Below are 26389 nucleotides of genomic sequence, written 5' to 3'. Positions count from 1 at the left end.
TGGATTCTAGGGTCTGCGCTGCGTCGCTCCGCTCCTTGCTTCGCCCTAGAATGACGATGTCGAAAGGCGTCGGCTAAGACGCTAAGCGACCTCCCGCAGTCCATCGCCGGTTCGCGCTCCCTCAGGCAGCGTCTCCAGCGCCGCCTGCAAAAGAATCTCCGCCAGCCGCGTCGCCACGGGGTCGAGCTCGGCGTCCTTCCGGTGCAGGTGCAGCGCCATTGTCGGCAGGGCAGGCAGCCCGAGCACGCCCGGCGCGATTGCCCTGACATTGGCCGGCAGGCCGATATCGGTGCGGATCGTCAGGCCGAGGCCTGCCGCCACCGCCGCCCAGATGCCGCCGAGGGAAGGACTCGAGAAGGACATGCGCCAGGGCATGCCCGCGCGATCGAGTGTCTCGGTCGCCACGGTTCTGAGCAGGCACGGCGCCTCGAACACCACCAGCGGCAGCGGCTCGCCATTGCGCGGACCAGCCTCGATCGGCTTGGCCGGGCCGATCCAGCGCGCCGGCACGTCGGCGACATGGCGGCTATAGGGCAGGGCCATGCCGTCATGCCAGGCAAGCGCGATGTCGAGATTACCTGACAGGACACGCTCGGCAAGGTCGTGGCTGCGGCCGATCCGTGCTTCGATGCGGACCTTGGGATGAGTGCGGGCGAAGCGGCCGAGCACGTCGGGCAGCACGGCCTCGCCGAAATCCTCCTGCAGGCCGAGCCGTACCCAGCCTTCCAGCTCGACGTCGCGGATAGCGGAGGCCGCCTCGTCGTTGAGCTCGATCAGCCGCCGCGCATAGCCGAGCATCGTCTCGCCGGCTTCGGTGAGCGCCAGGCCGCGCCCTGCCTTGCGGAAGACCGGCGTGTCCGCCTGCTCCTCCAGTTTCTTCAGTTGCGCGCTGACCGCGGATGTCGAGCGGCCAAGCCGTTCGGCCGCCTTGGCGAAGCTGCCCAGCTCCATGCCGGTGACGAAGGTTCTGAGGACATCGAGGTCGAACGTGACGCGGCGCATCGGGATAGTCCTGGTTTTCAGGATTGTTGGTGAAAAACTTCCTGATTTTATGGATGAAGCTATGGCGCTACATCCGGTCCGTCAAGCCGTCAGCCGGCCATCACAGGAATGGAGCCATGTCCGCCATCGTCACACGAAATGTCTGCCAGCCGCCCGCGGGAGACATTGCCAGCGCCTCAGCCCGCCGCGCCTTCGGCCCCAACCATCGCTGGAAGGTGCTGGGCATCGGCGTCGCCGCCAATGCCGGCTTCTCCGCCACCTTCTCCGGCATTCCGGCAACCGCGGTGGTGATGCGCCAGGGCTACCACCTCGACAATGCCTCGCTGGGCTTGGCATTGGGTCTACTCGGTCTGGGCGTGGCGCTGAGCGAGCTGCCCTGGGGCGTGCTCACCGACCGCTGGGGCGACCGCCGCGTGCTCCTGACCGGGCTCGGGGCGACGGCCGCATGGCTTTTCATCATGGCGCTGCTTGTCGTGCCGACGAAAATGGCCGTTCCCGGCGTCGCGCTGCTGTCGGCAAGCCTGCTCGTCGTCGGCCTGCTCGGCGGCAGCGTCAACGGTTCCAGCGGCCGCGCCATCATGGGCTGGTTCGGCGAGGGCGAGCGCGGCTTCGCCATGAGCATCAGGCAGACGGCGGTGCCGCTTGGCGGCGGGCTGGGCGCGCTTGTCCTGCCGTCGCTTGCGTTGAGTTTGGACTTCACGGCGGTCTTCGGCCTGCTTGCGGTCGTCTCCGCGCTCTCGGCCTGGTTTACCTGGCGCTGGCTGCACGAGCCGCCAGTGGAAAGCGGCCCTCACCCCGCCACGGCGACACTTGGACCGGCGCCGTTGCGCAACATCGAGGTATGGCGCATCTCGACCGCCATCGGCCTGCTCTGCTTCCCGCAGGTCGCGGTGCTGACCTTCGCCTCGGTCTTCCTGCATGACTTCGCCGGCATGGGCACCTTTGTGACCAGCGCCAGCCTCGCTGCGGTGCAGACCGGCGCAATGGCGATGCGTGTCTGGAGCGGGCGCTTCACCGACCGCCACCGCAACCGTCGCCCGTTCCTGAAACTCTGCAGCGCGCTGAGCGCATTTGCCTTCCTGGCGCTGTGGCTGCTGGTGATCGGCGCTGCCGACGCGCCGTCGTTGCTGCCGTTGCTTCCGCTGATGGTCGTCGTTGCCGGCATATCCGTTTCTGCCTGGCACGGCGTCGCCTATACCGAGCTTGCCACGCTTGCCGGCGCCGGCCATGTCGGCACGGCACTCAGCCTTGCCAACAGTTTTGTGTTCATCGGCTTCTGTCTGGTGCCCATCGCCATTCCATGGCTGCTGGTGGTCTTCGCATGGCCCGGCGTGTGGCTCGCGGCCGCGATCTGCGCGGCGCTCGCGTGGCCGATCTTCCTGCGCCAGGCCTGATTCAGCCGAAGCCGATGCACCCGCCCAGAGCCTGATTCTTCATCGGCCCCGCCGTGAAAATTGCACGCTGGCTTTCCTCAAACATGAAAAGAACATGATCGATGCCGTTAACCCCGCATCAAGGTTAATGCTTCATTTTGACTCTCCGGGGTCAGTAGCGTTCTGGAGAGTTCCGTGCATCGACGCGTTTCATTGCGGCTTGCCGCCGCCGCCGTTGCGAAAAAACGTTCCTTTCTTCCTCCTTTGGTGCTTGGGCTCGGTATTTGGATCGGCTTTCCGTCGGCCGTCGCCTACCAGGATATGGCAAGCCTGATCTCCGGCCTGGAATCGTCCGACACCCGCTGGAACGCCTATATCGAGAAATCCGCCGCCGGCTCGGTGCATGCCGCCGAAATGCCGTTTGTCGATTCCGTCACCACCGGCTCGCTGTCCGGTTCCGGCGTGAATTTGCCGGGGGTTGGCACCGTCGCCTTCCGCGGCAAGGGCAGCGCCGTGGGCGCGACGCCCGATGAGGATCGTGTCGTGCGCGCCGACAAGAAGGGCCGCATCGTCAAGGTGTCGCCAGTCGCGCCGCCCAAGAATTTCAGCGCCGGCTCGATTTTCGAGCGCACCTCCTCGCTGCTGCGTCCCGCGATGGACAGCGGCCTGAAGCTCACCTTCGCCAAGCCGGGCATCAAGGGCAAGGAAGTCCAGATCGCCCAGGCCTTCCATCTTCGCGAGGACAAGAGGCCTGATCCGGCGCTGCCGGCGGCACTTGTCGCTCTCGTCAACAACGACAAGCCGGACATCCTTGCCACGGCCTATGCCCAGTCCGCGCCCGACTACGCCAAGGCTTCGCCCTTCGAGGCGCTGCTGCAGGACGATCCCAACGATGGCCGCTTCATTCCGCCGATGGGCAAGGGCGACCATGCCTGGCTGCAGACCCCCCTGCCGGCAAGTGTCTTTTCCAAGCCCGAGCAGGCCTGCCTTGCCAAGGGCATCTATTTCGAGGCGCGCAGCGAGCCGGTCCGCGGCCAGGCGGCGGTGGCGCAGGTGATCCTCAACCGCGTCCGCAATCCGACCTATCCGAAGACGATCTGCGGCGTCGTCTACCAGAACGACAACTGGTTCAACCGCTGCCAGTTCTCCTTTGCCTGCGACGGCAGGAAGAAGACAATCACCGACCTGGCCTCCTACAAGACCGCCCAGGAGGTTGCCATGGCGGTGACCGCCGGCAAGATATTCATTCCCGAGGTCGGTTCTTCGACGCATTACTACGCCAATTACGTCCATCCGGGCTGGGCGCGGGCCATGCACAAGATGACCAGGATCGGCCTGCATATCTTCTACCGCACCTATGGCGGCGGCTGGAGCTGAGCCGCTAAAGCATGTCTCCCGAAAGTGGTAAGCGGTTTCGGGAAGACACGCGCGAAATCAAAAACTGAAGCGCGTGGAGCGAATCTGAAGGATCGCGACGCGCTTAGGCGGCTCAAGCTGAGCCGCCCAAACACCGCCCCGGCTATCCCTTCCTCCGACGCCCGGCAATGCCTCGGCGGACGCGCCTTGTCGCGCGGATTCGCGCCGTTACCTCACGCAGGCGTGAAGGGCACGATGTCGCACCTCGATAAACCATTGATTTAACTGCTAAAAATACATCGCTCGGAAGTTCGGCCCGTGGCTTGACGGGGGCGGACCCTCTAACTATGTTGCCGGCGACTTTAGAAGCGGACGGACGGCAATCGTCTGCCCGGGCAGGGGGGTTGCGATGGCCGACAAAACCGGGCCAGACGGAACCGGAGAAACCGGCCGCGGCAGGCAGCCAGAAGCCACCATCCGCGACGACGAACTTGAGCGCCGCCGGCGCGACCTCGAAGCATCGCTTGCGACGAGACGCACGGACCGGTCCGAGGGGAAAGACGAAGCGAAAGCTGCGACCGGTTACGGTCAGGCGCTGAAGCTGTCCAGCGAGTTCATCGCCGGAGTGGTGGTCGGTGTCGGCTTGGGCTGGATCATCGACCGTCTGGCGGGAATAGCGCCCTGGGGTCTGATCGTCGGCCTGTTGCTGGGCTTTGGCGCAGGCATACTCAATGTCCTGCGCTCGGCGGGACTGGCATCGGAATTCGGCCAGGGCGGCAAGCCGCGCGAGCCGAGAGAATGAAGTGAGGCGCCGCAGGGCGCTAAAGTGAATTAAAAAGCCGTTTGTGGCTTTGACGGGGATTTAAAGTGGCTGCTGACAAGGTCGATCCGATCCACCAGTTCCAGATCCATCCGATCATCCCGCTGCATATCGGCGGCTACGACGTATCTTTCACCAACTCCTCTTTGTTCATGGTCGTGACGATCGTCCTGGCGTCCGCCTTTCTCTATATGAGCACCGCCAGCCGGGCCTTGATTCCCGGTCGCCTGCAGTCGGTGTCCGAAATGGCCTACGAATTCGTCGGCAACATGCTGCGCGATGCCGCGGGCAAGCAGGGCATGCAGTTCTTCCCGCTGGTGTTCTCGCTGTTCATGTTCGTGCTGGTCGCCAACCTGATCGGCCTGTTCCCTTATTTCTTCACCGTCACCAGCCACATCATCGTCACCTTCACGCTGGCGATCCTGGTCATCGGCACGGTCCTCGTCTACGGCTTCGCCAAGCACGGCTTCGGCTTCCTCAAGCTGTTCGTGCCGCATGGCGTGCCGGGCTATCTTCTGCCGCTGGTGGTGGCGATCGAAATCATCTCCTTCGTCTCGAGGCCTGTCAGCCTCTCGGTTCGTCTTTTCGCCAACATGCTGGCCGGCCACATCACGCTGAAAGTGTTCTCGGGCTTCGTCGTCAGCCTGAGCGCGTTTGGCGCCGTCGGTATCGCCGGCTCGGTGCTGCCGCTTGCCATGGCGGTCGCGCTCTCGGCGCTCGAGCTGCTGGTCGCCTTCCTGCAGGCCTATGTGTTCGCGGTGCTGACCTGCATGTATCTGAACGACGCCCTGCACCCGAGCCACTGATTTTCACCGGCGCCCCGGCGCCAGCTTACCCAACGTACCAACTTCAACGAACAGAGAAACCACAGGAGTTTTGAAATGGACGCAACTGCAGCAGCTGCTATCGGCGCTGGTATCGCCTGCATCGGCATGGGCGGCGCGGGCATCGGCCTCGGCAACATCTTCGGCAGCTACCTCTCGGGTGCGCTCCGCAACCCGTCGGCTGCCGACGGCCAGTTCGGCCGCCTGATCTTCGGCTTCGCCGTGACCGAAGCTCTGGGCATCTTCTCGCTCCTGATCGCTCTGCTCCTGGTCTTCAAATAAGAGCCGGCGCTGACGAAAGGGGCCGCATGGTGCGGCCCGTTCTAGGGACAGGGGAATGAGATGTTCGTGACATCTGCCTATGCGCAAGAAGCAGCGCCGGCCGCGGCCGAGGGGGATACGCATGCCGGCACTGCCGTGCCTGCCGCGGAGCATGAAGCGTTCCCGCCGTTCGATGCCAAAACCTTCCCGTCGCAGATCCTGTGGCTGGTCATCACCTTCGGGCTCTTTTACCTGTTCCTGAAGCGGGTTGTGATGCCGCGTCTTGGCGGCATCATCGATGTCCGCAACGACCGCATCACCCAGGACCTCGACCATGCCGCAAGGCTGAAGGGCGAGGCGGACGCCGCGGTTGCTGCCTATGAGCAGGAATTGGCGGAAGCCAAGGTCAACGCCAACAAGATCGGCCAGCAGGCGAACGACGCCGCCAAGGCGCAAGCCGAGGGCACGCGCAAGAAGCTCGAGGCCGAGCTTGAGAAGAAACTTGGCGAGGCCGAGGCGAGCATCGCCTCGATCAAGGCCAAGGCGATGAAGGAAGTCGGCACTATCGCCGAGGACACGACCTCGGCCATCGTCGAGGCGCTTGTCGGCGGCAAGGCCGACAAGGCCGAAATCGCGGCCGCGGTCAAATCCGCGAGCCGGTGAGGAGCGGGATCATGGACGCCACATCACTCGCCACGCTCTGGGCCACCATCGCCCTGATCATCTTCCTCGGCGCCGTCGTCTATCTGAGGGTGCCGGGCATGCTTGCCAAGTCGCTCGACGCCCGCGCGGCCAAGATCAGCAGCGAGCTCGAAGAGGCACGGCGCCTGCGCGAGGAGGCCCAGCAGCTGCTGCGCCAGTATCAGCAGAAGCGCAAGGAAGCCGAGAAGGAGGCCGCCGACATCGTCGCTGCCGCCAAACGCGAGGCTGACTTGCTTGCCTCCGAGGCGGCCAAGAAGACCGAGGACTATGTCGCCCGGCGCACCGCGCTTGCCGAGCAGAAGATCAGCCAGGCCGAGCGCGAGGCGGTCAGCGAAGTGCGCGCCACCGCCGTCGACATCGCCGTCGAAGCCGCCCGCACGCTGCTCGCCGCCAAGGTCGACGTCAAGACCGGCGCGGATCTGTTCAAGTCGGCGCTCAATGATGTGAAGGCCAAGCTGAACTGAGCTGACTTCGAAACTTCGAACTCAAAAGCTGCCTGGGCAACCCGGCGGCTTTTTTGTTGTTTGAAAAGGGAGCGCGGCGCCTGAACTGCTGATCTCCCCCCTTGTGGGGGAGATGCCCGGCAGGGCAGAGAGGGGCGCGAAGGATCGCGGCGTCTCATTCTGTGCGCTGGGTCGAGTGCAACTTTGCGAGAAGTTCGTGCTACTGGCTGACAGGCTGGCGGGACAGCGCCCCCCTCTGTCCTGCCGGACATCTCCCCCACGAGGGGAGATCAGCTAACTACTCCAGCCCGGCGAGGCTCTCTTCCTCTTCCGCCATCTCAACCCCACCCAACCGGAACGGCGCGAACGAGGCCCGGTGGAGCCGTGCCACCGGCCCATGCGCCTCGATCGCGGTGCGGTGGCGGACCGTCGCGTAACCCATATGCACTTCGAAGCCGTAGTGCTCGTGATGTCCGCCGCAGCCGCACATCATGCGGTCGCGCATCACCTTGGCGACGATCGAGGCGGCGGCGATCGATTGCGAGCGCTGGTCGCCCTTGATGAGTGCGCGGCCTTCGCAGGCGAGACCTGGCGGTATGTCGCGGCCGTCGGCCATGGCGAGCTTCGGCCGCAAGGACAGGCCGGCGGCGGCTCGGCGCATCGCTTCGAGGCTGGCCTTCAGGATGTTGCTTTTGTCGATGCCTTCGGCGCTGATCGAAGCCATCGAGATGCTGAGCGCCGAGCCGAGAATTTTGAGAAACAGCGCCTCGCGCTGCAAATGGGTGAGTCGCTTGGAATCGTCGAGGCCTTCGGGAATATTGGCGGGGTTGAGCACCACCGCGGCGGCCACCACCGGACCGGCGAGCGGACCGCGGCCGGCCTCGTCCATGCCGGCGACCGGCCACAGCCCGTCGGCTATCGCTTTCGTCTCGATCGAGAAGTCGGGCTTCTCGACCATTTCAAAGAGAAGCGGAGAATCGGAACGCGCGCGAGCCATGGTGCGGCGAGGTTCGCATCGGCTCCGATTCTCCGCAAGTCCTTCCGGGTCGGATGGGGCGTCGGACCGGGAAGGCACCGTCTCACAGCCGGGGGACAGGGGCCGGACGGAATTTCGAAACGAATGGCAATTCCAGACCGAAAATCGCTTTGCCTGGAAGTGCTTAGCGCCGGCCGCCATGGCCGGTGCTGGCGTCAAAGCAGCATCAGCTGCTCGCCGGCACTGGCGCCTGCGACGAATTGGTCGGTGCGAAGCTGCCGTCGCTCGACATTGAGGCCGAGCCGCTTGGCGGCGATCTCGAAGCGCCGGCCGATCTGCCAGGCATAGGGACCGGCGCCCTTCATGCGCTTGCCCCATTCGGAATCGTAATCCTTGCCGTCGCGCATCGAGCGGATAAGCGACATCACATGCCGGTAACGGTCGGGATAATGGCGCAACAGCCAGTCCTTGAAGATCGGCGCCACTTCGAGCGGCAGGCGCAGGATGACGTAGCCGGCCTCCCGCGCGCCGGCGGCTCTAGCCGAATCGAGGATGCGCTCCATCTCCGGATCGGTAAGCCCCGGAATAATCGGCGCCACCATCACCGACGCCGGGATGCCGGCGTCCGAAAGCTGCCTGATCGCCTCCAGCCGCTTCGTCGGCGTCGAGGCGCGTGGCTCCATCGTTCTCGCCAGCATGCGGTCGAGCGTCGTCACCGACAGCGCCACCTTGGCAAGGCCGCGCTCGGCCATGCGCGACAGGATGTCGATGTCGCGTGTCACCAGCGCCGACTTGGTGACGATGCCGACCGGATGGCCGCGCGCTTCCAGCACTTCCAGGATCTCGCGCATGATGCGGTATTGCTTCTCGATCGGCTGGTAGGGATCGGTGTTGGTGCCGATGGCGATCGTGCGCGGCTGGTAGCCCGGTTTCGACAATTCCCTGTCCAGCATGCGCGCGGCATCCGGCTTGGCGAACAGCTTCGATTCGAAATCGAGCCCCGGCGACAGGCCCATGAAGGCATGCGTCGGCCTGGCGAAGCAGTAGACGCAGCCATGCTCGCAGCCGCGATAGGGGTTGATCGAACGGTCGAAGGAGATGTCAGGCGACTCGTTGCGCGTGATGATGGTGCGCGGCTTTTCGACCTGCACTTCCGTCTTGAACGGCGGCAGTTCCTCCAGCGAGTTCCAGCCGTCGTCGAACACATGCCGGCTGATCGGCTCGAACCGGCCGGACGGATTGATCCCGGCCGAGCGGCCGCGATTGCGATCGGGCCGCACGCGCAAGCCGCTCTGCTCGATCATCGCGTTCGCCATCTCGGCTCGGCCTGCTCCGAAAGCGGCAATGTCGGCGCGCACGATCTGTTCCATTTTCGCCCTCTCCCAGGGACTGTCGGCAGGCTGTCGAATCGCTCTGTTCATGAAACTATTCCTATTTCGCCGAAGAGAACAAAGCAAGAACTTTTTCGCTTGAAGCGCGCAACTGGCGCATCGCCGCACTTTCCGCTATTCGGCTAAAATGCTCAGCGTCCTTATCGAAACCCGCAACGACGAAGAGGGGCTTGCCCGTACGCTCGCCTCGCTGGTCGGCGGCGCGGTCGAAGGCGTCGTGCGCGACGTGATCGTCTGCGATCAAGGCTCGACCGATCAGACGCACCGGGTGGCCGAGCATGCCGGCTGCCACTATGCGACCGGCGGGATCGGCGCCGGTATCGGCCAGGCCAAGGGCGACTGGCTGCTCCTGCTCGAGCCGGGGGCGCGGCTCGCCGAGGGCTGGATCGACGAAGTCGTGGCGCACACCGCGAAACAGACCATGCCGGCGCGCTTTTCACGCGCCCGCGCCAACCGTGCGCCTTTCCTGGCCAGGGTGTTCTCGAGCAATCGTGCGCTGGCCGAGGGGCTTGTCATCAGCAAGCGTCAGGCCTCGGCTCTGGCAAAGAGCGCGCGCAGCGCCGAAGCCCTGGCGCGCGGCCTGGCGACCAGAAGGCTGAACGCCGAAATCTGGATCGCGCCGCCGAAATGATGCCCCGCCGTGCCGGCCGGGCGCCTTAACTGAGCTTTACGAGGTGGGCTTGCCGCCGCGCCTGAGATGCTCGTCCAGCCGCGGCATGATCTCGACGAAGTTGCAGGGCATGTGCCGGTAGTCGAGCTGCGCCTTGATGATGCCGTCCCAGGCGTCCTTGCAGGCGCCGGGCGAGCCCGGCAGCACGAAGACGAAGGTGGCGTTGACGACGCCGCCTGTTGCCCGGCTCTGGATCGTCGAGGTTCCGATCTTGTCGTAGGAGATGCGGTGGAAGACTTCCGAAAAGCCGTCCATGCGCTTTTCGAAGATCGGCTCCAGCGCCTCCGGCGTCACGTCGCGGCCGGTGAAGCCGGTGCCGCCGGTGGTGATCACGACATCGATGTTTTCGTCCTTCGACCAGCCAAGCACCTTGTCGCGGATCTTGTCGCGGTCGTCGGTCACGATATCGCGCGCGGCAAGGCTGTGGCCGGCTTCCGCGATGCGGTCGGCCAGCGTCTGTCCGGATTTGTCGTCGGCGAGGCCGCGCGTGTCGGAGACGGTAAGCACGGCGATGCGCACCGGAATGAAGGGCCGGCTTTCGTCAAGCTTCGCCATTGCTCACCTCCATGCTGCGCGTCGCGGCAACGAACCAGTCGGGGTGGCGGGCGCGGATCTCGATCGCCGCGCGTTTTGCAACATTGCCGGTCTCGAACAGGCCGAAACAGGTGGCGCCCGAGCCGGACATGCGCGCGAAGGCGGCGTCGGCTTTTTTCAGTGCCTTGAGCGCCTCGCCGATCGCAGGTTCGATCGAACGCGCGGCAGGCTCAAGATCGTTGCGCGTCGTCTCCAACCAGTTGCGGATCGTGTGGAAGTCGAAGCGCTTCGGCAGCGGCGGCAGCGCCTCGCTGTCGCGGCTGGAGAGCGCCTTGAACACGTCCGGCGTCGAGACCGCGATGCCCGGATTGACCAGCACCAGGCCAAGCGCAGGAAAGGCGGATAGCGGCGAGACTTCATCGCCGATACCGCGTGCGATCAGCGGCTTTGATTTGAGGCACATCGGCAGGTCGGCACCGAGCGAAAGCCCGATCCGGGCCAGCGAATTGTCGTCGATATCGAGCTTCCAGAGCCGCGCCAGAGCGTTAAGCGCGGCCGCCGCGTCGCTCGAGCCGCCGCCGACTCCGGAGGCGATGGGCAGGTTCTTCTCCAGCCGGATGGCGACCGGCGATCCCTGTTGCATGCCGGCTTCCCGGCGCAAGGCATCGCGCGCCTTCACCACCAGATTGTCGCCGTCGAGCGGCAGCCCGGCGGCATAACGGCCGGATACCGAGAATTCATCCTGCTCGGCCCGCTCGATCTCGAGCCGGTCGCCGAAGCGGGTGAAGACGGCAAGGCTGTCGATGAGATGGTAGCCGTCGGCGCGCTGTCCGATGACATGCAGCGCCAGGTTGATCTTGGCAGGCGCAAGCCACGTCCGGACCTCTGTGCCGGGCTCCAGGATGTCGGCTGCTGGCGAGATGGGATCAGTCCTTGGCGAGACGATATTCGCCGGTCTTGGGGTCCTTGACCAGCGTGCCCGTCGTGCCGTTCGCCGCCTGTCTTTCGGTACGCCGGATCTTGGCCGTCACGCGTTCGGCCTCGCGCACGAAAGCGCGGTAGCCAAAGTAAGCGGCGGCGCCGACAACGGCGAAGAAAATGATCTGCGGCATCTCTAAAACTCCTCCCGCGTCCTCGCGGCAAGGCCGGCCGGACAGGCTCGGTCAAGCGGCCATGCTAGCCGCATTCATGGCTTTTTCAAAGCCCGAAGCGCGCCCACAGCGCGCGCTCTTCCGCCGCATCGAGGACGCCGCTGGCGGCGGCCGCCGCGATATCCGGCGCCGAAACGCGCGAGCCGAACAGGCCGAAACGGCCGAACAGACCGCGCGGCGCGGTGATCAGCTTGAGCTGCGTCTTTTCGCCGAAACGGGTCTTGAGCACGCTGCGCATATCGCCCAGCGCATCGACAAGGCCGAGCTCGAGACCGCGCTTGGCGGTCCAGAACAGGCCGGTGAACAGGTCCGGGTCGTCCTTGAGCTTGCTGCCGCGCCGTTCCTTGACGAGGTCGATGAAGGTTTCGTGCACTTCGAGCTGCAGCGCCTTCAGCCGTTCGACGTCCTCCTCCTTCTCGGGCTTGAACGGATCGAGCACGGCCTTGTTCTGGCCGGCGGTGTGGACGCGCCGCTCGACGCCGATCTTCTTCATCAGCTCCGGGAAGCCGAACGAGGCCGAGACCACGCCGATCGAGCCGACGATCGAGGACGGGTCGGCGAAGATCTCGTCGCCGGCAACCGCGATCATGTAGCCGCCCGAGGCCGCCACGTCCTCGACGAAGACCAGCACCTTCTTGTTCTTTTCCGCCGCCAGGTCGCGGATGCGCTTGAAGATCAGCCGCGACTGCACCGCTGAGCCGCCCGGCGAATTGATCGAGATGGCGACCGCCGGCGCGTCGAAGCCGAACGCCTTTTCGATCAGGCCGGCCGTCGAGGCGAGCGACAGGCTCGGCCGGAACTGGCCTCCGCCGGCCATGATGGGGCCTTGCAGCCGGATGACCGGAATGGTGACGACTGTCGAGCGCCAGGATTTCGGCAGCAGGCGGTTGAAAAGGCGTTTCACGAACGATTGTCTCCGGACAAAAGGCAAAGGAGCAAGATGAGATCAGGTCGGTTGGTCTGTTTCACGGGCGCAGCGTCATCCTGCTTGGGCATGTAAGAAACTCGCCGGCCAACGGCAATGCCGCATCGCCGGCCAGTGCATGTCGCGCAAAAGTGTGCAGCGGTTTTGCGAAAAAGACATGCATAAAACAAAAACTTGAAGCGCGTCGCTAGAATCCATTTCAACGCGACGCGCTTCAAGGATCAATCGCCGAACAGCGATGCCAGGCCGTTATTGATCATTTCCGTCCGCTCCGCCGGCCCGTTGCCGGACGGCCCGTGCAAGATGAGCGGCGGGCGGATCGACAATTTTCCGCGCGCGCCGAGCACCGCCCTGACGACGATGCGGATCGCCGCCGCATCCGGCCGCGGATGCACGCACAGCAACTCGGCATCGCCGAAGCGTCCTTCGATCGCGTTCAGGACGGCAACCAACTGCTCGGGCCGCGCGATGACGGCCAGCCCGCCGCGCGGCCTGGCGACGGCGGCGGCGCTCCTGATCCAGCGCTCGAACAGGCCGTCCTCGGCCACATGCGCCTCTCTGCGCAACGCGTCGGGCGTCGAGCGATCCTCGGCCGCGTTGAACGGCGGGTTCATGATGACGAAGTCGAAGGAGTTGTCGGCAAGCCCGGCCTCGGTCCGCGCTCGACCGGTCAGCGTCACGTCGGCGGTCAGCACCGAGGCGCGGTCGCCGAGATGGCCATTGCCGGGATGCGAAAGCGTGGCAGTGGCGAACCCGGCCATTTCGGCGGAGCGCTCGACGAGCACGGCCTGCGCCGCCGGACAGCGCGACAGCACGGCAAGAGCGGCGGCGCCGGCGCCCGCGCCGAAATCGGCGAGCCGGCCGGAAAAGCCGGACGGCACGGCGGCCGCCAGCATCATGGCGTCCATGCCGGCGCGATGACCGCCGCGGCTCGGCTGCACCAGCCAGAAGCGCCCGCGATGGAAGGCATCGATCGTGTGCGCCGGCGTATCCGGGACGGGGGCGGTGCTGGCTCCCATTATTTTTTGCGGATCTCGTTCTCGATGCCGGCATCCTTGAGGATGCGCCGTGCGGCATCCACCTTTTCGGCATCGACCATCACGCGCCGCGGCAGGATGCCGAGCGAACCGTCGAGCACGCTCATATTCTGGTCGGCGACGAAACAGGCGATGCCGGCATCGCGCATCAGCGATTCGACAAAGGAGATGACGACGGCGTCGTTGGTGCGGACAAGCTCGATCATGAAACGAAAATCGCAGGTTGTGGCGTTCGTGTAAACGTGCGCGTGGACACTCCGTCGGCGGAGCCGCGCTAATTCGCCTCTTGCCGTGCCCGGTTGCGCCGCCCTAGAGTCAGCGAGGGACCAAGGGTGCGTCAGATTGACGGGAGTTGTCGTGGTGGGTGTCGTTCTCAACATCGAAGGCAAGCGGGAACCCGCTTCCATCAAGGATTTGATCGATCTGACAGCCGCCGATATGGGGCGGGTCAACGAGCTGATCCTGTCCAAGGCCGGCTCCGACGTCGAGATGATCCCGGAGATCGCCAATCATCTGATCTCCTCCGGCGGCAAGCGGCTCAGGCCCATGCTCACGCTCGCCGCCGCGCAGATGTTCGGCTATTCCGGTGAAGGCCATGTCAAGCTCGCCACGGCGGTCGAGTTCATGCACACGGCGACGCTGCTGCATGACGACGTGGTCGACGAGAGCGCGCTACGCCGCGGCAAGAAGACGGCGCGCATGATCTGGGGCAACCAGGCGAGCGTGCTCGTCGGCGATTTCCTGCTCGGCCAGGCCTTCCGCATGATGGTCGAGGTCGGCTCGCTGGAAGCGCTGGACATCCTGTCGGCCGCAGCCTCCATCATCGCCGAGGGCGAGGTGATGCAGCTTGCCGCCGCCAAGAACCTCGAGACCACCGAGGACGAGCATTTCGCCGTCATCAAGGCCAAGACGGCGGCGCTGTTCTCGGCCGCCGCCGAAGTCGGGCCGGTCATCGCCCAGGCCTCGCGCACCGATCGCGCGGCGCTTCGCTCCTACGGCATGAATCTCGGCCTTGCCTTCCAGCTCATCGACGACGCGCTGGACTATGGCGGCTCGAGCAAGGATCTCGGCAAGAATGTCGGCGACGATTTCCGCGAGGGCAAGGTGACGCTGCCGGTGATCCTCGCCTACCGGCGCGGCACCAAGGCCGAGCGCACCTTCTGGAAGCGCGCCATCGAGGACAACGTCGCCGACGATGCCGGGCTTGAAAAGGCTATCGGACTGATGGCCCGCCACGGCGCCATCGCCGATACGATCGGCCGCGCCCGCCATTTCGGCGAGATCGCCCGCGACGCGCTGGCGCCGCTGGAGGCGACGCCGCAGAAGTCGGCTTTGATCGACGTGATCGATTTCTGCATCAGCCGCGTCAACTGAGCCCGCGGATCCGGCACATTTGCGTCCGCCGGGAAGGGCGCCTGTGAATCCCGCGCCGGCCGTCTCGACAAACGGCGGTCCGGCAAATTATCTATAAAATATGGCCAGCAAAGAAGACACGATCGCCGTCCGCATCAGCAAGGAACTGGCGGATCGCATCATTTCGGGTGCGATCGAGCCCGGATCGCGGCTGCGCCAGGACCATGTCGCCGAGGAATTCAACACCAGCCATGTCCCGGTGCGCGAGGCCTTCCGGCGTTTGGAGGCGCAAGGGTTGGCGATCGGCGAGCCGCGCCGCGGCGTGCGTGTCGCCTCTTTCGATCTCGGCGAGGTCAGGGAGGTGGCCGAGATGCGGGCGGCGCTCGAAGTGCTGGCGCTGCGCCATGCCGTGCCGCATCTGACGGCGTCGATTCTCGACCAGGCCGAGGAGGCGACCAAGGCCGGCGACAAATCCCGCGACGTGCGCTCCTGGGAAGAGGCCAATCGCACCTTCCATCGGCTGATCCTGGCGCCCTGCAACATGCCGCGCCTGCTCTCCACCATCGACGACCTGCATGCCGCGAGCGCGCGCTTCCTGTTCGCGGCCTGGCGCTCGGAATGGGAAATCCGCACCGACCAGGATCACCGGGCGATCCTGAGCGCCCTGAGACAAGGCAATACCGAATCGGCCGCCGCGACACTCGGGCGGCACGTGCAATGGATCGGCCAGAAGCCGGTCAAGACCGCTTCCGGCAAGACCCGCGACGCCTTCGCCATCGTGGGGTAGGTTTGGCGATTGGCGATTGGCCGAGGCTTCTCAGCCTCGTCATTCTAGGGTCTGCGCCAGTCGCTTCGCTCCTCCCTGGAATGACGAATTCGAGGGCAGGCGCTTGCCATTCGTTTCAAAATATGGATTCGATAATAGATGAAGTCGAAAAATTATCTATAATTCACACGAGCCAAGGAAGACACCGTGACAAACGCAGCCATTTCGACCCAAAACCCCTCCTTCAGCCCATTGCGGCTGCACAGCCGTTCGCTCGCCTGGCAGATCGGCGCCGTGATCCTTGGTTCGCTGTTCCTGGCGCTGTCGTCCTATATCGAGGTGCCGATGGTGCCGGTTCCGGTCACCATGCAGACCTTCGCCGTCACACTGGTCGGCGCGCTTTATGGCTGGCGCTTCGGTGCGCTGACCATCGCCGCCTGGCTCGTCGAGGGCGCCGCCGGTTTCCCGGTTCTTGCAGGCGGCGCCGCTGGCATACAGCATTTCGTTGGCCCGACCGGCGGCTATCTTTTCGCCTTTCCGGTCGTCGGCGCTGTCGTGGGCTGGCTGGCCGAACGCGGCTGGAACGGGAACCGCGTCATGCTTGCCTTCGCTGCCATGCTCATCGGCAACCTGCTCTGCCTGGTTCTGGGCACCGCCTGGCTTGCGGTCATGATCGGCGCTGAAAAGGCCATCACCTTCGGCTTCGTGCCTTTCATCGTCGGCGGCCTGCTCAAGTCGGCGCTGGGGGCGGCGACGCTGAAGCTCTTTTCCACCTATCGTGCAGAGCAAGGCGACCGCTCGTCCGGGACGCGATGACCGTCAAGCTGCGCGCCCATCATCTGCTCTGCCTGCTGACCTATGTCGGCAAGGGCTACTCGCCGGCCTTCACCGCCAATTACGACAAGGTGGTGAAGCGGCTGGGCGAGAGCGAGGCGGTGGTGATCGTTGCCGGTCCGGACGACGTCTGCGCCCCGCTGCTCGGTGAGCCGGAGCCGCATTGCCTGCGCGAGAGCGCCGCCGAGCGGGACCGGATGGCCGCGCGCGATGTGAGCGAACTGCTGGGCAGGCCGATCCAGGCCGGAGACCGATTGGCGCTGGACGCCTCCAAACTGGCGGAGATGCGCAAGGCCTTTTCCGCCGGCCTGACGCGCCAGGCGTGCTCCGGCTGCGAATGGTCCGGCCTGTGCGATACGGTTGCCGCCAGCGGATTCAGCGATACCTATCTGTAGGCAATCCGATGCCGCATATGGGCGTCCCGGGCCTGCGCGCGGGATTTTCGCTGGCGCGGCATCGTTTTTTAAGCCGGATGATTGCATTGTGATTCGCCCGGCAATTGAAGCCTGACCCCAAAAAGGCCATGCTTTGACCGGAAAAGAGCGAGTCTGTGGGCGGTCCGCCAAGGGCGGGATCGCATCTGGCTGAAAGGGATACGATGCGGCAAGGACGTGCGCGCTGGCTGACGAGGCTGGCATTTTTGACCGGTGTGGCGCTTTGGGTGCTGCCGGTCCAGGCCAAGGAAGAGGCCCGACCGCTCCAGATCACGTCTTTCTCGGGCGCCTATCTCGCGGCTCATATCGCCGAAAGCGACAACGATCTCGACGATGCGATCGCCTATTACAAGCAGGCGCTGGCCTTTGCGCCGAACGACAAGGAATTGCAGCAGAGCCTGATGCTGGCTCTGGTCGCGCAAGGCCGCTTCGAGGAATCGCTGGTCTATGCCGATAAGCTGAAGGAAGTGCCGGACGTCGAGCGCTTCTCGCGCCTGGCTCTGGCCATCGATTCCTTCCACAAGAAGGACTACGCCAAGGCGCAGTACTGGCTGAAGCTCTCGCTGGAATCCGATCTCGACCGGCTGCTCTCGGGCGTCATGGACGGCTGGGCCAAGGAAGGTGCCGGCAACGCGTCCGAGGCCATGGACTCCATCGACAAGCTCAAGGGCCCGGACTGGTTCGGCCTGTTCAAATCATTCCACCGCGCGCTGATCGCCGACGCCGCCGGCCTGAACGACAAGGCCGAGGAACTCTACGCCGCCACCATGGCCGATACCGCGGCCGGCGGCTCCGCGCCCGAAACCTGGATGCGCAACGCCCAGGCCTATGCCTCGTTCCTGGTCCGCAAGGGCGACAAGTCGAAGGCGCAGGCGGTGTTGAACCAGGCCGAAGCCTTCGCGCCGGGCAAGCTCGAAATCACCACGCTGCGCGACCGCATCAGCAAGGGCGACAAGATCGAGCCGCTCGTCACCGGTCCGGCCGACGGCGCATCCGAAATCCTGCTTGACCTTGCCACCGCGCTCAACCGCGGCGGCGGCGAGCCTTTCGTGCGGCTCTATCTGCAATATGCCCTGGCGCTGAAGCCGGACAGCGACGCAGCCCTTGTGCAGCTTGCCGCCGTGGCCGAGCAGTTGAAGGACGGCGAAGGCGCCGTCTCGCTCTACCGCCGCATTCCGGCATCCTCGCCGCTGAAGGAGCTCTCCGACCTGCAGATCGGCCTCAACCTTGCCGATCTCGACAAGCATGACGAGGCGATTTCGCATCTCAAGGCCTATCTCGACAGACATCCGGACGACATGCGCGCCTATCTGGCGCTTGGCGGCGTCTATGGCTCGAAGGAAGATTTCCGCTCGGCCGCCAGTCTCTACGACAAGGCTGTCGAGCAGCTGAAGACGCCAACCGCCGCCAACTGGAACATCTTCTACCAGCGCGGCATCGCCTATGAGCGGCTGAAGGAATGGCCGAAGGCGGAACCCAATTTCCGCAAGGCGCTGGAGCTGCAGCCCGACCAGCCGCAGGTCATGAACTATCTCGGCTATTCCTGGGTCGACATGAACATGAACCTCAAGGAAGGCCTGGCGATGATCCAGAAGGCCGTGGATCTGCGGCCGAACGACGGCTACATCGTCGATTCGCTGGGCTGGGCCTATTTCCGCATGGGCCGCTTCGACGACGCCGTGCGCGAGATGGAGCGCGCCGTCTCGCTGAAGCCCGAGGATCCGGTCCTCAACGATCATCTCGGCGATGCCTACTGGCGCGTCGGCCGCAAGCTCGAGGCCACCTATCAGTGGACGCAGGCACGCGACCTGAAGCCCGATCCGGATGTGCTCGCCACTTTGCAGCAGAAGCTGCTCAAGGGCCTGCCGCCGATCGAATCCAACACCGCGCAGGAAACCCCCAAAGTGAAGCCGGAGCCGACGCCCGCGCCGAAAGGCTGAGCGCTTTTCGTCAACATTGAAGAATGCGGGGCTCATCGAGCCCCGTTTTCGTTTCGGCTCGGCGTCTGCCGAGCTCGGGCCTTGGCAGGTGGAGATTGGCCGAAACGGCCACCCCGTCGTCATCCACGGGCGGAGCAAGGAGCGAAGCGCCGCGCGCAGACCCGAGGATCCATTCCGTGACTTCCGAGCGCTGTCGCGGTGCAGAATTCTGCTCCGCTGCACTCCGCGGCTCAGGTCACGGAATGGATTCCAGGGTCTCCGCGACACCGCTTCGCAGCTGCTCCGCGCTGAAATAACGAGGTTGGAAGGCTTCAACCAATCTCAGCGGTTGTCGTGGAAATGACCGGTGACAATCTTGCGCCGACAAACAGCTGCCTTCCCTGTGTCGAGGAAACTAGAACATTTTTCTATAGACGACGAACCCCGACTTCTCGCCGATCTTGTCGTAGAGCTGCATCGCGGTGTGGTTCGTCTCATGCGTCAGCCAGTAGACGCGGTTCGCGCCCGCTTGCCTGGCGCGCTCATAGACGCCTTCGATCAGCGCCCGGCCGACGCCCTGGCCGCGCGCGGCCTGCGTGGTGAAGAGATCCTGCAGGTAGCAGCTCGGCGCGATCGACGTCGTCGAGCGATGATAGAGATAGTGGACAAGGCCGAGCAGATTGCCATCGCGCTCGGCCACCAGCGCATGCACCGGTTCATAGGCGTCGAAGAAACGCGACCATGTCATCTGCGTGATCTCGCCGGCAAGTGCCGTCGAGCCGGAGCGCCCGTAAAACGCGTTGTAGCCGTCCCAGAGCGGCAGCCACTGCTCGTAGTCCAGCCTTGTGACGGGTCGTATGGTGAGTTGACCGGACATAGCGAAACCTCTGTCGTTGAGCTGGAACGGAGCAAACGGCGGCCGCCGCTCGACGGCAATGGGCCAGCCCGCCGCAAAGCTTTCCGCCTTGCCGGGCGCGAGCCTCCCGCCTTGACGCTCGGCGGCCCGGCAACTAGGGAAGCGTCATCCCGCGCTTTCCGAGGCCGCCGTGACCATCGAAATTCCTGCCCATATACATCCCAGCCGCTCCTTCCAGGGGCTGATCCTGACCTTGCACAATTACTGGGCGGACTATGGTTGCGTCATCCTGCAGCCCTACGACATGGAGGTCGGCGCCGGCACCTTCCATCCGGCCACCACCTTGCGCGCGCTGGGCCCGCTGCGCTGGAACGCGGCCTATGTGCAGCCCTCGCGCCGCCCGAAGGATGGCCGCTACGGCGAGAACCCGAACCGCCTGCAGCATTATTACCAATACCAGGTGATCCTGAAGCCAAATCCGCCGAACCTGCAGGAACTCTATCTGGGCTCGCTGAAAGCAATCGGCGTCGATCCGCTGCTGCACGACATTCGCTTCGTCGAGGACGATTGGGAAAGCCCGACGCTGGGCGCCTGGGGGCTCGGCTGGGAGTGCTGGTGCGACGGCATGGAAGTCTCGCAGTTCACCTATTTCCAGCAGGTCTGCGGCATCGAATGCGCGCCGGTGGCCGGCGAGCTGACCTACGGCCTGGAGCGGCTCGCCATGTATGTGCAGGGCGTCGACAATGTCTACGATCTGAACTTCAATGGCCGCGAGGGCGCCGAGAAAGTCACTTACGGCGACGTCTTCCTGCAGGCCGAGCAGGAATATTCGCGCCACAATTTCGAATTCGCCAACACCGCGATGCTGCTGAGGCATTTCGAGGACGCCGAGGCCGAGTGCAAGGCGCTGCTCGATGCCGGCACGCCCAAGCCAAGCGACAATCTGGCGATGCATCGCATGGTCTTCCCGGCCTACGACCAGTGCATCAAGGCAAGCCATGTCTTCAACCTGCTCGACGCGCGCGGCGTCATCTCGGTCACCGAGCGGCAAAGCTACATCCTGCGCGTGCGCAATCTGGCCAAGGCCTGCGGCGAAGCGTTCCTCAAGACGCGGGCGGGCGGGCTGGCGGCGGCCTAAGCCGATACGGCTTTCGCGGCCGCGATGGCAGCGCCGGCCGGCAATACGATCTGCGCCGATGCGCCGTCGATCGTGCGCATGGCCTGCCTGATCCCCGGCATCGTGATCGTGCCATGCGCCTGGGCGGCGAAGCAGGCGCTGAGCGCCAGGATCTGCAGGGTTCTCGATGCCGTCTTCATCGCCGTTCAGCCAATAGCTCTCTGCCTGAGCGTTTGTCGCTTCAGCGCAGCGTTCGGTTCATGGGAAGTTCTGCCCCAAGGACGGGCAGCCCCGCGCCGTTCCGACAGCGGGCCGAAAAATTCCGCGAAATCGGTCGAAGAGGCGATCTGCTGGCGGGGTGACAGCGGGCGGCCGAGTTGCTATCTCCCGCCCATTCGTTTCGGCGCTTCGCGCCGACCCTCCCCATCAAGGGGAGGGTGGGGAGCTTAACAATGCCCGACCTGCTCTTGGAACTCCGCTCGGAAGAGATTCCCGCCCGCATGCAGCGCAAGGCGGCCGGCGACCTCAGGAAGATGCTGACCGACGGTCTGGTCGAGGCGGGTCTCACCTATGAGGCGGCGCGCGAATATTGGACGCCGCGGCGCCTGGCGCTCGACATCCGTGGCCTGACCGCGCGCTCGAAGGACATCCGCGAGGAGATCAAGGGTCCTTCGACCACGGCGCCCGAGCAGGCGGTGCAGGGTTTTCTTCGCAAGGCCGGCCTTTCGTCGATCGCCGAGGCGCATGTCCATTCCGACCCCAAGAAGGGCGACTTCTACGTCGCGCACATCTCCAAGCCGGGCAGGGCGGCCGAAGAGATCATCGCCGAGCTGGTGCCGGGCATCATCCGCGCCTTCCCTTGGCCGAAATCGATGCGCTGGGGGCCGGCCTCGGCGAAACCCGGCTCGCTGCGCTGGGTACGGCCGCTGCAGTCGATCGTCTGCACCTTCGGGCCGGAGACCGAGGAGCCGGTGATCGTCGATTTCGAGATCGACGGCATCCGCGCCGGCAATATCACCTATGGCCATCGCTTCCATGCGCCGGGCCCGATCACCGTGCGCCGCTTCGACGACTATGTGGCGAAGCTGGAGGCGGCCAAGGTCGTGCTCGATGCCGACCGGCGCAAGGAGATCATCCTGGCCGATGCCCGCAACATCGCCTTTGCCAACGGCCTCGACCTGGTCGAGGACGAGGGCCTGCTGGAGGAAGTGTCCGGCCTGGTCGAATGGCCGGCCGTGCTGATGGGTGAGTTCGAGCAGGATTTCCTCACCATTCCGGGCGAGGTCATCCGCCTCACTATCCGCGCCAACCAGAAGTGTTTCGTGACGTCGCGCCCGATCTCCCCCTCGCAGGGGGAGATGTCGGCGAAGCCGACAGAGGGGACTCAGCGCGAGGCCCCCCTCTCTGCCCTGCCGGGCATCTCCCCCTCTAGGGGGGAGATTGGCCAATCGCTTTCGAACCGCTTCGTGCTGGTCGCCAACATCGAGGCGAGCGACGGCGGCAAGGAGATCGCCTACGGCAACGGCAAGGTGGTGCGCGCGCGCCTGTCCGATGCGCTCTATTTCTGGCGGACCGATCAAGGCGATTTGCCCGACCTCGATCAACTCGCTGAGTCGGCGGCGAAGTTCGACCTGGATTTGAAGAAGCCGCTCGACCAGCGCATGGCGCGCCTCGATCATCTCAACGTGACTTTTCACGCGAAGCTGGGCACGCAAGGCGCGCGCGTTGAGCGTATCAAGCGGTTGGCTGAGGAACTGGCGCCGACGGTCGCCTCCGGCGACATCTCCCCCTCGAGGGGGGAGATTACCGCGCTCGCAAGCCGTGCCGCCGTGCTTGCCAAGGCGGACCTGCAAACCGAAGTGGTCGGCGAGTTCCCCGAGCTGCAAGGCGCCATGGGCCGCAAATATGCGCTGCTGCAGGGCGAGCATCCGTCGGTCGCCGCGGCCGCCGAGGAGCACTACAAACCGCAAGGCCCATCCGACCGCGTGCCGACCGATCCGGTCTCGGTTGCCGTCGCGCTCGCCGACAAGCTCGACACGCTCACCGGCTTCTGGGCGATCGATGAAAAGCCCACGGGCAGCAAGGATCCGTTCGCGCTGCGACGTGCGGCTCTTGGCGTGGTCAGGGTACTCGTCGAGAACCGGATTCGTCTGGCGCTGACGTCTGTTTTCGCCAAGGCCTTTGAAAACTTCAAAGGCGGCGCGGACCAGTCGTCCGACCTCCTCGCCTTCTTCCACGACCGTCTGAAAGTCTATCTGCGTGAAAGCGGTGCACGGCATGACTTGATCGATGCCGTGCTGTCAGCGGGCTCGCGCCCAATCTCCCCCACAAGGGGGGAGATCGGCCAATCGCCGAACGACGACCTGTTGCAGATCGTGCGCCGCGTCGAGGCGCTCGGCTCCTTGCTCGACACCGAGGAGGGCAAGAACCTGCTTGCCGGTACCAAGCGCGCCGCCAACATCCTGGCCGCCGAGGAGAAGAAGAAAACAGCAATCGCCCGGACCGTTGAGCCGGCGCTGTTCCGCGAGGAGGCGGAAAAGAAGCTTTTTGCCGCGGTGAATCAGGCCGAGAAGGAAGCCGGCCAAGCAATTCAAAACGAAGATTTTTCTGCCGCCATGCTGGCGCTTAGCGTGTTGCGCGAACCGGTTGATTCATTCTTTGAGCGTGTTCTCGTGAATGATGAGGACCAGGCCGTGCGCGCCAACCGTCTGGCGCTGCTCGCCCGCATCCGCGCCGCCACCGACCAGGTCGGGGATTTTTCAAAAATCGTCGGCTGACGGCTCGGAAAACCGCACATTCGAGCCTGCCCACATCGGCTAGGATGCCGGCAGGCTTGAACAATTCGGCGCCCGAAATTTAATGCGCCGGAGCCGGCTTACAGTCATATGACGATGACCTCCGCATGGGACAAAGGTGCATGTCGTCCAGAAGCGCTGAGCGGTCCTGGGGCAACGACATGCATCAACCAAAGACTTAAGGCGCGTTGCCCGAAATCGTTTCGCTGGGCACGCCGTAAGACATTCCCCAAACACGGAGGCATGCCATGAATTCCGTTGACGATATCGACCTGAATGAAGAGACCCCGGCCGCCGCCGAGGCGATCGAATCCGCTTCCGAAAACCTTCTCGACCACGCTGCCGCCGCGGCGGTCGAATCCGCCGATCCGTCCGAAGACGGCGACGAGGAAACCACTGCCTCGGCCGACGACGAGCCGGACGATGAAGATGAAGGCGACGAAGACGGCGACGAAGAAGCCAAAGCCTCGGGCGACGATGAGTCCGACGACGAGGATGAAGATGGCGACGATGATGAGGACGAAGCCGATGAGGATGAGTCCGACGATGACGACAAGGAAGAAGCGGCCTGAGCCGTCCCTCTGTCTGAAGTACGAGGGGCGGCGTCGCGCGTCGCCCTTTTTTCGTCGGTGCGGCTCTTGTCGGTCTTCCAGGAAGATTGACCCGTCAATCCTCCACTATGCTGACCCGCACGCTGTCCGGATAGACATCGACCTCGATCAACGGCTCGCCATTGACGATGGCGCGCCGGGTCGAGCTGCTCATGGCGCCGCCGCGTTCCAGCATGCGCTGCAGGTCGGCGCGCGAGCCGTCGCTGCGGAACCAGGCATCACCCTGGTCGTCGCTGTCGCGCCGGTGGAATTTATGCCAGTTGGCGCGGTCCTGCCGCACCATCTGCGCCGCGCTGCCGAGCGGGTAGCGGTCGCTGGCGCGGTGATCGCGGTCAGAAATCCGCGCGGTGTAAGAGCCAAGCATGTCGTCGGCCCGTGCCGTACCCGTGCCCAGTGTCGTCGCCGCCAACATTGCGGCAACGGTCATTGCTTTCGAAACAGTCATGAAACCCCCTTTTGAAATGCCGGCGCAATCGTGCCCGATCCGATCACGGGAATCGGACAGCTTAAGCGCCTAGCATACCAGGGCCGGATCCAGTGTGATCTACATCGCCTTGCCGACGCGCGGCACCGACGGGGCGCCTTGCGGCTGCGCGCCGCCGCCCGACGCATTGGCCGTCGCGGCCGGCTGTCCGCCGGTTCCGCTGTTGCCGTTCGAAGCGGACGCTGTGCCGTTCGCGGGCGTTGCCGGCGTGGTGCCGTTTGCCGGCGCGGCGGCGGTAGTGTTTGCCGGTGCTGTGGGCTTGGCCGCCGCGGGCGTTTCGAAAGCGCCGCCGACAATGCCGCCGCGAATGATCATCGGGGCCTGCTGGCGCCCGGACTTCGCGGGGATTGCCGCGACGTTTTCGTCGGTGACGGCGGGCACAGGCTCGCCAAGCGCTATCATCGACGGCGCCGAGGCCGCGGACAGCTTGGTCGGGTCGATCGCATTCAGCCTGATAACCGAAGGCGTCGAGGTCGAGGGTGCCACCACGACGATTGACGAGGCATGTGCCGCGCCGTTCATCGCCAGAAGGCTGATACCGAAAGCTCCGAGCAAACGCATTACAAACTCCCAAGCCGCAACCGCATTGAACCCGCACCCTAGGGCCGTCCGATTGAAGCCGGCTTGCACGGGAACTTAACATTTTAGGGATTGATAAATCGCCAATGCCCGCACTTGCCCGATGCAAGCGGCCGTATTACGGGACCGGCATGTTCAGGACTGGTGGCGGATTTGGCTGAGATACTGGCGGTCGGCGAGGCTATGGAGCAGGCATTGGCGCTGCTCGAAGGGGGCGACGTCGTCGCCATCCCGACAGAGACGGTTTACGGCCTGGCCGGCGATGCCACCAATGGCATTGCCGTGGCGCGCATCTTCGAGGCCAAGGGTCGGCCGCGCTTCAACCCGCTGATCGCCCATGTCGCCGATCGCGCGATGGCGGACCGTATCGCCGGCTTCGATCCGCTCTCGGCAAAACTGGCCGAAGCCTTCTGGCCGGGTCCGCTGACGCTGGTGCTCCCGCAGCGCGCCGGCAACGGCATCCACCCGCTCGTCACCGCGGGGCTGGACACCATCGCGCTGCGCATGCCGCGTGGGTTTGGCGGCGAGCTCATCGCCCGGCTCGGCAGGCCGCTCGCAGCCCCGAGCGCCAATTCCTCCGGGAAAATCAGCGGCACGACAGCGCAGGCGGTCGCCGCCGATCTCGGCGACAGGATCAGGCTGGTCGTTGATGGCGGCGCGACGCCGGTCGGCCTGGAATCGACTATTCTCAAGGTCGAGAACGGCAAGTTGCGGCTGCTGCGGCCCGGCGGCATCGGCGCCGAGGAGATCGAGGCGGTGGCCGGTGCGAAGCTGTCGCGCGGCGCCAGCGGCATCGAGGCGCCGGGCATGCTTGCCTCGCATTACGCGCCGGGCGCCGCGATGCGGCTCAATGTCGGAAAAATTGCCGAAGGCGAGGCGTTGCTTGCGTTCGGCCGCAACCGCGCCGAGGGCTGGGAACGGGCCGTTGCGCTGCGCAATCTCTCTGAAAGAGGCGACCTGCGCGAAGCGGCAAGCAACCTCTTTGCCTATATGCAGGCGCTCGACCGTGTCGGCGCCGCGACCATCGCCGTCGAGCCGATCCCGTTCGAGGGCCTGGGCGAGGCGATCAATGACCGGCTCGCCCGCGCCGCCGCGCCGCGTGATAAGCCGGCCTGAGTCTATCTCTTTGTTCTGACGCAATTCCGGACGGAAACCGCTTCGCACTTTTCCTGGAAT

At 64.9% G+C, this 26389-nt stretch carries 30 protein-coding genes; 17 read left to right on the top strand and 13 right to left on the bottom strand.

The genetic code is table 11. The annotated features are described in order from the left end of the window. Positions 1-81: 81 nt before the first annotated feature. Positions 82-1002, bottom strand: a complete 921-nt coding sequence (locus tag LB529_RS09915; protein ID WP_224601277.1) for a LysR substrate-binding domain-containing protein — start codon at positions 1000-1002, stop codon at positions 82-84. Positions 1003-1118: 116 nt separating this feature from the next. Between LB529_RS09915 and LB529_RS09910 the strand changes: the two genes are divergently transcribed. From LB529_RS09910 to LB529_RS09880, 7 genes are all read left to right on the top strand, one after another. Further along, complete coding sequence (locus tag LB529_RS09910) at positions 1119-2396, top strand: MFS transporter (RefSeq protein WP_224601279.1); 1278 nt, start codon at positions 1119-1121, stop codon at positions 2394-2396. A 174-nt stretch (positions 2397-2570) separates the two neighbouring features. After that, positions 2571-3752: a cell wall hydrolase gene (locus LB529_RS09905; protein ID WP_224601281.1), complete on the top strand. Its 1182-nt coding sequence runs from the start codon at positions 2571-2573 to the stop codon at positions 3750-3752. A gap of 388 nt (positions 3753-4140) precedes the next feature. After that, complete coding sequence (locus LB529_RS09900) at positions 4141-4533, top strand: AtpZ/AtpI family protein (protein ID WP_095768724.1); 393 nt, start codon at positions 4141-4143, stop codon at positions 4531-4533. 65 nt (positions 4534-4598) lie between these two features. Beyond that, positions 4599-5357, top strand: coding sequence for a F0F1 ATP synthase subunit A (locus tag LB529_RS09895; protein WP_095768723.1), 759 nt, complete (start codon positions 4599-4601; stop codon positions 5355-5357). Positions 5358-5432: 75 nt separating this feature from the next. Continuing rightward, the gene (locus tag LB529_RS09890; RefSeq protein WP_027164582.1) at positions 5433-5657 is read left to right on the top strand and encodes a F0F1 ATP synthase subunit C; all 225 of its coding nucleotides are present in this window, start codon (positions 5433-5435) and stop codon (positions 5655-5657) included. Between the two features lie 60 nt (positions 5658-5717). Continuing rightward, on the top strand, positions 5718-6299 hold the full coding sequence (locus LB529_RS09885) for a F0F1 ATP synthase subunit B (RefSeq protein WP_095768722.1): 582 nt from the start codon (positions 5718-5720) through the stop codon (positions 6297-6299). A gap of 11 nt (positions 6300-6310) precedes the next feature. Next, the gene (locus tag LB529_RS09880; protein ID WP_140845810.1) at positions 6311-6802 is read left to right on the top strand and encodes a F0F1 ATP synthase subunit B; all 492 of its coding nucleotides are present in this window, start codon (positions 6311-6313) and stop codon (positions 6800-6802) included. A gap of 277 nt (positions 6803-7079) precedes the next feature. Here LB529_RS09880 and LB529_RS09875 read toward each other — a convergent pair whose 3' ends face one another. Together LB529_RS09875 and LB529_RS09870 are read right to left on the bottom strand one after the other, a co-directional pair. Continuing rightward, positions 7080-7778, bottom strand: a complete 699-nt coding sequence (locus tag LB529_RS09875) for a ribonuclease HII (protein ID WP_224601283.1) — start codon at positions 7776-7778, stop codon at positions 7080-7082. A 194-nt stretch (positions 7779-7972) separates the two neighbouring features. Beyond that, positions 7973-9127 carry a PA0069 family radical SAM protein gene (locus LB529_RS09870; protein ID WP_140845812.1) on the bottom strand — a complete coding sequence of 385 codons (1155 nt, stop codon included), beginning with the start codon at positions 9125-9127 and terminating at the stop codon, positions 7973-7975. Positions 9128-9275: 148 nt separating this feature from the next. Here LB529_RS09870 and LB529_RS09865 point away from each other — a divergent pair, with 148 nt between their 5' ends. Next, complete coding sequence (locus LB529_RS09865) at positions 9276-9779, top strand: glycosyltransferase (RefSeq protein WP_095768718.1); 504 nt, start codon at positions 9276-9278, stop codon at positions 9777-9779. Positions 9780-9815: 36 nt separating this feature from the next. Here the strand turns inward: LB529_RS09865 and moaB are convergent, their stop codons facing one another. The 6 genes from moaB to LB529_RS09835 all read right to left on the bottom strand — a co-directional run bounded on the left by moaB (position 9816) and on the right by LB529_RS09835 (position 13671). Further along, the gene (gene moaB / locus LB529_RS09860) at positions 9816-10373 is read right to left on the bottom strand and encodes a molybdenum cofactor biosynthesis protein B (RefSeq protein ID WP_224546921.1); all 558 of its coding nucleotides are present in this window, start codon (positions 10371-10373) and stop codon (positions 9816-9818) included. Further along, positions 10360-11253: a 4-(cytidine 5'-diphospho)-2-C-methyl-D-erythritol kinase gene (locus tag LB529_RS09855; RefSeq protein WP_224601787.1), complete on the bottom strand. Its 894-nt coding sequence runs from the start codon at positions 11251-11253 to the stop codon at positions 10360-10362. The genes moaB and LB529_RS09855 overlap by 14 nt, the downstream gene beginning before the upstream one ends. A gap of 25 nt (positions 11254-11278) precedes the next feature. Further along, on the bottom strand, positions 11279-11464 hold the full coding sequence (locus LB529_RS09850) for an NfeD family protein (protein ID WP_095768715.1): 186 nt from the start codon (positions 11462-11464) through the stop codon (positions 11279-11281). Between the two features lie 85 nt (positions 11465-11549). Then, entirely contained in the window at positions 11550-12407 is an 858-nt protein-coding gene (locus LB529_RS09845; RefSeq protein WP_095768714.1) for a S49 family peptidase, read from the bottom strand. Between the two features lie 242 nt (positions 12408-12649). Next, positions 12650-13447 (bottom strand): tRNA1(Val) (adenine(37)-N6)-methyltransferase, encoded by a 798-nt coding sequence (locus LB529_RS09840; protein ID WP_224710959.1) that lies wholly within the window; start codon positions 13445-13447, stop codon positions 12650-12652. Beyond that, a complete protein-coding gene (locus LB529_RS09835; RefSeq protein WP_027164594.1) occupies positions 13447-13671 on the bottom strand; it encodes a DUF2007 domain-containing protein in 225 nt (74 codons plus the stop codon). The genes LB529_RS09840 and LB529_RS09835 overlap by 1 nt, the downstream gene beginning before the upstream one ends. A gap of 154 nt (positions 13672-13825) precedes the next feature. On the opposite strand from LB529_RS09835, the gene LB529_RS09830 reads away from it, so the two are divergent. The 5 genes from LB529_RS09830 to LB529_RS09810 all read left to right on the top strand — a co-directional run bounded on the left by LB529_RS09830 (position 13826) and on the right by LB529_RS09810 (position 18792). After that, positions 13826-14839: a polyprenyl synthetase family protein gene (locus LB529_RS09830; RefSeq protein WP_112095919.1), complete on the top strand. Its 1014-nt coding sequence runs from the start codon at positions 13826-13828 to the stop codon at positions 14837-14839. A gap of 100 nt (positions 14840-14939) precedes the next feature. After that, positions 14940-15605: a GntR family transcriptional regulator gene (locus tag LB529_RS09825; RefSeq protein ID WP_095768711.1), complete on the top strand. Its 666-nt coding sequence runs from the start codon at positions 14940-14942 to the stop codon at positions 15603-15605. A gap of 186 nt (positions 15606-15791) precedes the next feature. Continuing rightward, on the top strand, positions 15792-16400 hold the full coding sequence (locus LB529_RS09820; protein WP_224546925.1) for a biotin transporter BioY: 609 nt from the start codon (positions 15792-15794) through the stop codon (positions 16398-16400). After that, entirely contained in the window at positions 16397-16813 is a 417-nt protein-coding gene (locus LB529_RS09815) for a DUF1284 domain-containing protein (protein ID WP_224710958.1), read from the top strand. The genes LB529_RS09820 and LB529_RS09815 overlap by 4 nt, the downstream gene beginning before the upstream one ends. A 203-nt stretch (positions 16814-17016) precedes the next feature. Further along, complete coding sequence (locus tag LB529_RS09810) at positions 17017-18792, top strand: tetratricopeptide repeat protein (RefSeq protein WP_224710957.1); 1776 nt, start codon at positions 17017-17019, stop codon at positions 18790-18792. A 394-nt stretch (positions 18793-19186) separates the two neighbouring features. Here LB529_RS09810 and LB529_RS09805 read toward each other — a convergent pair whose 3' ends face one another. Beyond that, positions 19187-19648 carry a GNAT family N-acetyltransferase gene (locus LB529_RS09805; RefSeq protein ID WP_224526496.1) on the bottom strand — a complete coding sequence of 154 codons (462 nt, stop codon included), beginning with the start codon at positions 19646-19648 and terminating at the stop codon, positions 19187-19189. Between the two features lie 169 nt (positions 19649-19817). Between LB529_RS09805 and LB529_RS09800 the strand changes: the two genes are divergently transcribed. Next, positions 19818-20765: a glycine--tRNA ligase subunit alpha gene (locus LB529_RS09800; RefSeq protein WP_224710956.1), complete on the top strand. Its 948-nt coding sequence runs from the start codon at positions 19818-19820 to the stop codon at positions 20763-20765. On the opposite strand, the gene LB529_RS09795 is transcribed toward LB529_RS09800, so the two are convergent. Continuing rightward, complete coding sequence (locus LB529_RS09795) at positions 20762-20944, bottom strand: hypothetical protein (RefSeq protein ID WP_224601291.1); 183 nt, start codon at positions 20942-20944, stop codon at positions 20762-20764. The two genes, LB529_RS09800 and LB529_RS09795, sit on opposite strands and share 4 nt — an antisense overlap. 252 nt (positions 20945-21196) lie before the next feature. Here LB529_RS09795 and glyS point away from each other — a divergent pair, with 252 nt between their 5' ends. Both glyS and LB529_RS09785 read left to right on the top strand, forming a co-directional pair. After that, positions 21197-23521 (top strand): glycine--tRNA ligase subunit beta, encoded by a 2325-nt coding sequence (gene glyS / locus LB529_RS09790; RefSeq protein ID WP_224630595.1) that lies wholly within the window; start codon positions 21197-21199, stop codon positions 23519-23521. A gap of 266 nt (positions 23522-23787) precedes the next feature. Next, a complete protein-coding gene (locus LB529_RS09785; RefSeq protein ID WP_224630594.1) occupies positions 23788-24111 on the top strand; it encodes an ATPase in 324 nt (107 codons plus the stop codon). A 94-nt stretch (positions 24112-24205) separates the two neighbouring features. Here the strand turns inward: LB529_RS09785 and LB529_RS09780 are convergent, their stop codons facing one another. Then, positions 24206-24595 (bottom strand): hypothetical protein, encoded by a 390-nt coding sequence (locus LB529_RS09780; RefSeq protein WP_224630593.1) that lies wholly within the window; start codon positions 24593-24595, stop codon positions 24206-24208. Positions 24596-24694: 99 nt separating this feature from the next. Further along, on the bottom strand, positions 24695-25195 hold the full coding sequence (locus LB529_RS09775; RefSeq protein WP_224710955.1) for a hypothetical protein: 501 nt from the start codon (positions 25193-25195) through the stop codon (positions 24695-24697). A 171-nt stretch (positions 25196-25366) separates the two neighbouring features. Here LB529_RS09775 and LB529_RS09770 point away from each other — a divergent pair, with 171 nt between their 5' ends. Beyond that, entirely contained in the window at positions 25367-26329 is a 963-nt protein-coding gene (locus LB529_RS09770; RefSeq protein ID WP_224630591.1) for an L-threonylcarbamoyladenylate synthase, read from the top strand. The last annotated feature ends 60 nt before the right edge of the window (positions 26330-26389 follow it).

The organism is Mesorhizobium sp. CA5, assembly GCF_020165105.1.
Lineage (GTDB): Bacteria > Pseudomonadota > Alphaproteobacteria > Rhizobiales > Rhizobiaceae > Mesorhizobium.
This window is presented reverse-complemented; position numbering and strand designations above follow the sequence as displayed.

What these genes read in the sequence shown, in the direction of transcription:
- LB529_RS09915 (WP_224601277.1), bottom strand. Translation starts at nt 1,002, where the DNA reads ATGCGCCGCGTCACGTTCGACCTCGATGTCCTCAGAACCTTCGTCACC.
- LB529_RS09910 (WP_224601279.1), top strand. Translation starts at nt 1,119, where the DNA reads ATGTCCGCCATCGTCACACGAAATGTCTGCCAGCCGCCCGCGGGAGAC.
- LB529_RS09900 (WP_095768724.1), top strand. Translation starts at nt 4,141, where the DNA reads ATGGCCGACAAAACCGGGCCAGACGGAACCGGAGAAACCGGCCGCGGC.
- LB529_RS09890 (WP_027164582.1), top strand. Translation starts at nt 5,433, where the DNA reads ATGGACGCAACTGCAGCAGCTGCTATCGGCGCTGGTATCGCCTGCATC.
- LB529_RS09885 (WP_095768722.1), top strand. Translation starts at nt 5,718, where the DNA reads ATGTTCGTGACATCTGCCTATGCGCAAGAAGCAGCGCCGGCCGCGGCC.
- LB529_RS09880 (WP_140845810.1), top strand. Translation starts at nt 6,311, where the DNA reads ATGGACGCCACATCACTCGCCACGCTCTGGGCCACCATCGCCCTGATC.
- LB529_RS09875 (WP_224601283.1), bottom strand. Translation starts at nt 7,778, where the DNA reads ATGGCTCGCGCGCGTTCCGATTCTCCGCTTCTCTTTGAAATGGTCGAG.
- LB529_RS09870 (WP_140845812.1), bottom strand. Translation starts at nt 9,127, where the DNA reads ATGGAACAGATCGTGCGCGCCGACATTGCCGCTTTCGGAGCAGGCCGA.
- LB529_RS09865 (WP_095768718.1), top strand. Translation starts at nt 9,276, where the DNA reads ATGCTCAGCGTCCTTATCGAAACCCGCAACGACGAAGAGGGGCTTGCC.
- moaB (WP_224546921.1), bottom strand. Translation starts at nt 10,373, where the DNA reads ATGGCGAAGCTTGACGAAAGCCGGCCCTTCATTCCGGTGCGCATCGCC.
- LB529_RS09850 (WP_095768715.1), bottom strand. Translation starts at nt 11,464, where the DNA reads ATGCCGCAGATCATTTTCTTCGCCGTTGTCGGCGCCGCCGCTTACTTT.
- LB529_RS09840 (WP_224710959.1), bottom strand. Translation starts at nt 13,447, where the DNA reads ATGGGAGCCAGCACCGCCCCCGTCCCGGATACGCCGGCGCACACGATC.
- LB529_RS09835 (WP_027164594.1), bottom strand. Translation starts at nt 13,671, where the DNA reads ATGATCGAGCTTGTCCGCACCAACGACGCCGTCGTCATCTCCTTTGTC.
- LB529_RS09825 (WP_095768711.1), top strand. Translation starts at nt 14,940, where the DNA reads ATGGCCAGCAAAGAAGACACGATCGCCGTCCGCATCAGCAAGGAACTG.
- LB529_RS09815 (WP_224710958.1), top strand. Translation starts at nt 16,397, where the DNA reads ATGACCGTCAAGCTGCGCGCCCATCATCTGCTCTGCCTGCTGACCTAT.
- LB529_RS09810 (WP_224710957.1), top strand. Translation starts at nt 17,017, where the DNA reads ATGCGGCAAGGACGTGCGCGCTGGCTGACGAGGCTGGCATTTTTGACC.
- LB529_RS09805 (WP_224526496.1), bottom strand. Translation starts at nt 19,648, where the DNA reads ATGTCCGGTCAACTCACCATACGACCCGTCACAAGGCTGGACTACGAG.
- LB529_RS09795 (WP_224601291.1), bottom strand. Translation starts at nt 20,944, where the DNA reads ATGAAGACGGCATCGAGAACCCTGCAGATCCTGGCGCTCAGCGCCTGC.
- glyS (WP_224630595.1), top strand. Translation starts at nt 21,197, where the DNA reads ATGCCCGACCTGCTCTTGGAACTCCGCTCGGAAGAGATTCCCGCCCGC.
- LB529_RS09785 (WP_224630594.1), top strand. Translation starts at nt 23,788, where the DNA reads ATGAATTCCGTTGACGATATCGACCTGAATGAAGAGACCCCGGCCGCC.
- LB529_RS09780 (WP_224630593.1), bottom strand. Translation starts at nt 24,595, where the DNA reads ATGACTGTTTCGAAAGCAATGACCGTTGCCGCAATGTTGGCGGCGACG.
- LB529_RS09775 (WP_224710955.1), bottom strand. Translation starts at nt 25,195, where the DNA reads ATGCGTTTGCTCGGAGCTTTCGGTATCAGCCTTCTGGCGATGAACGGC.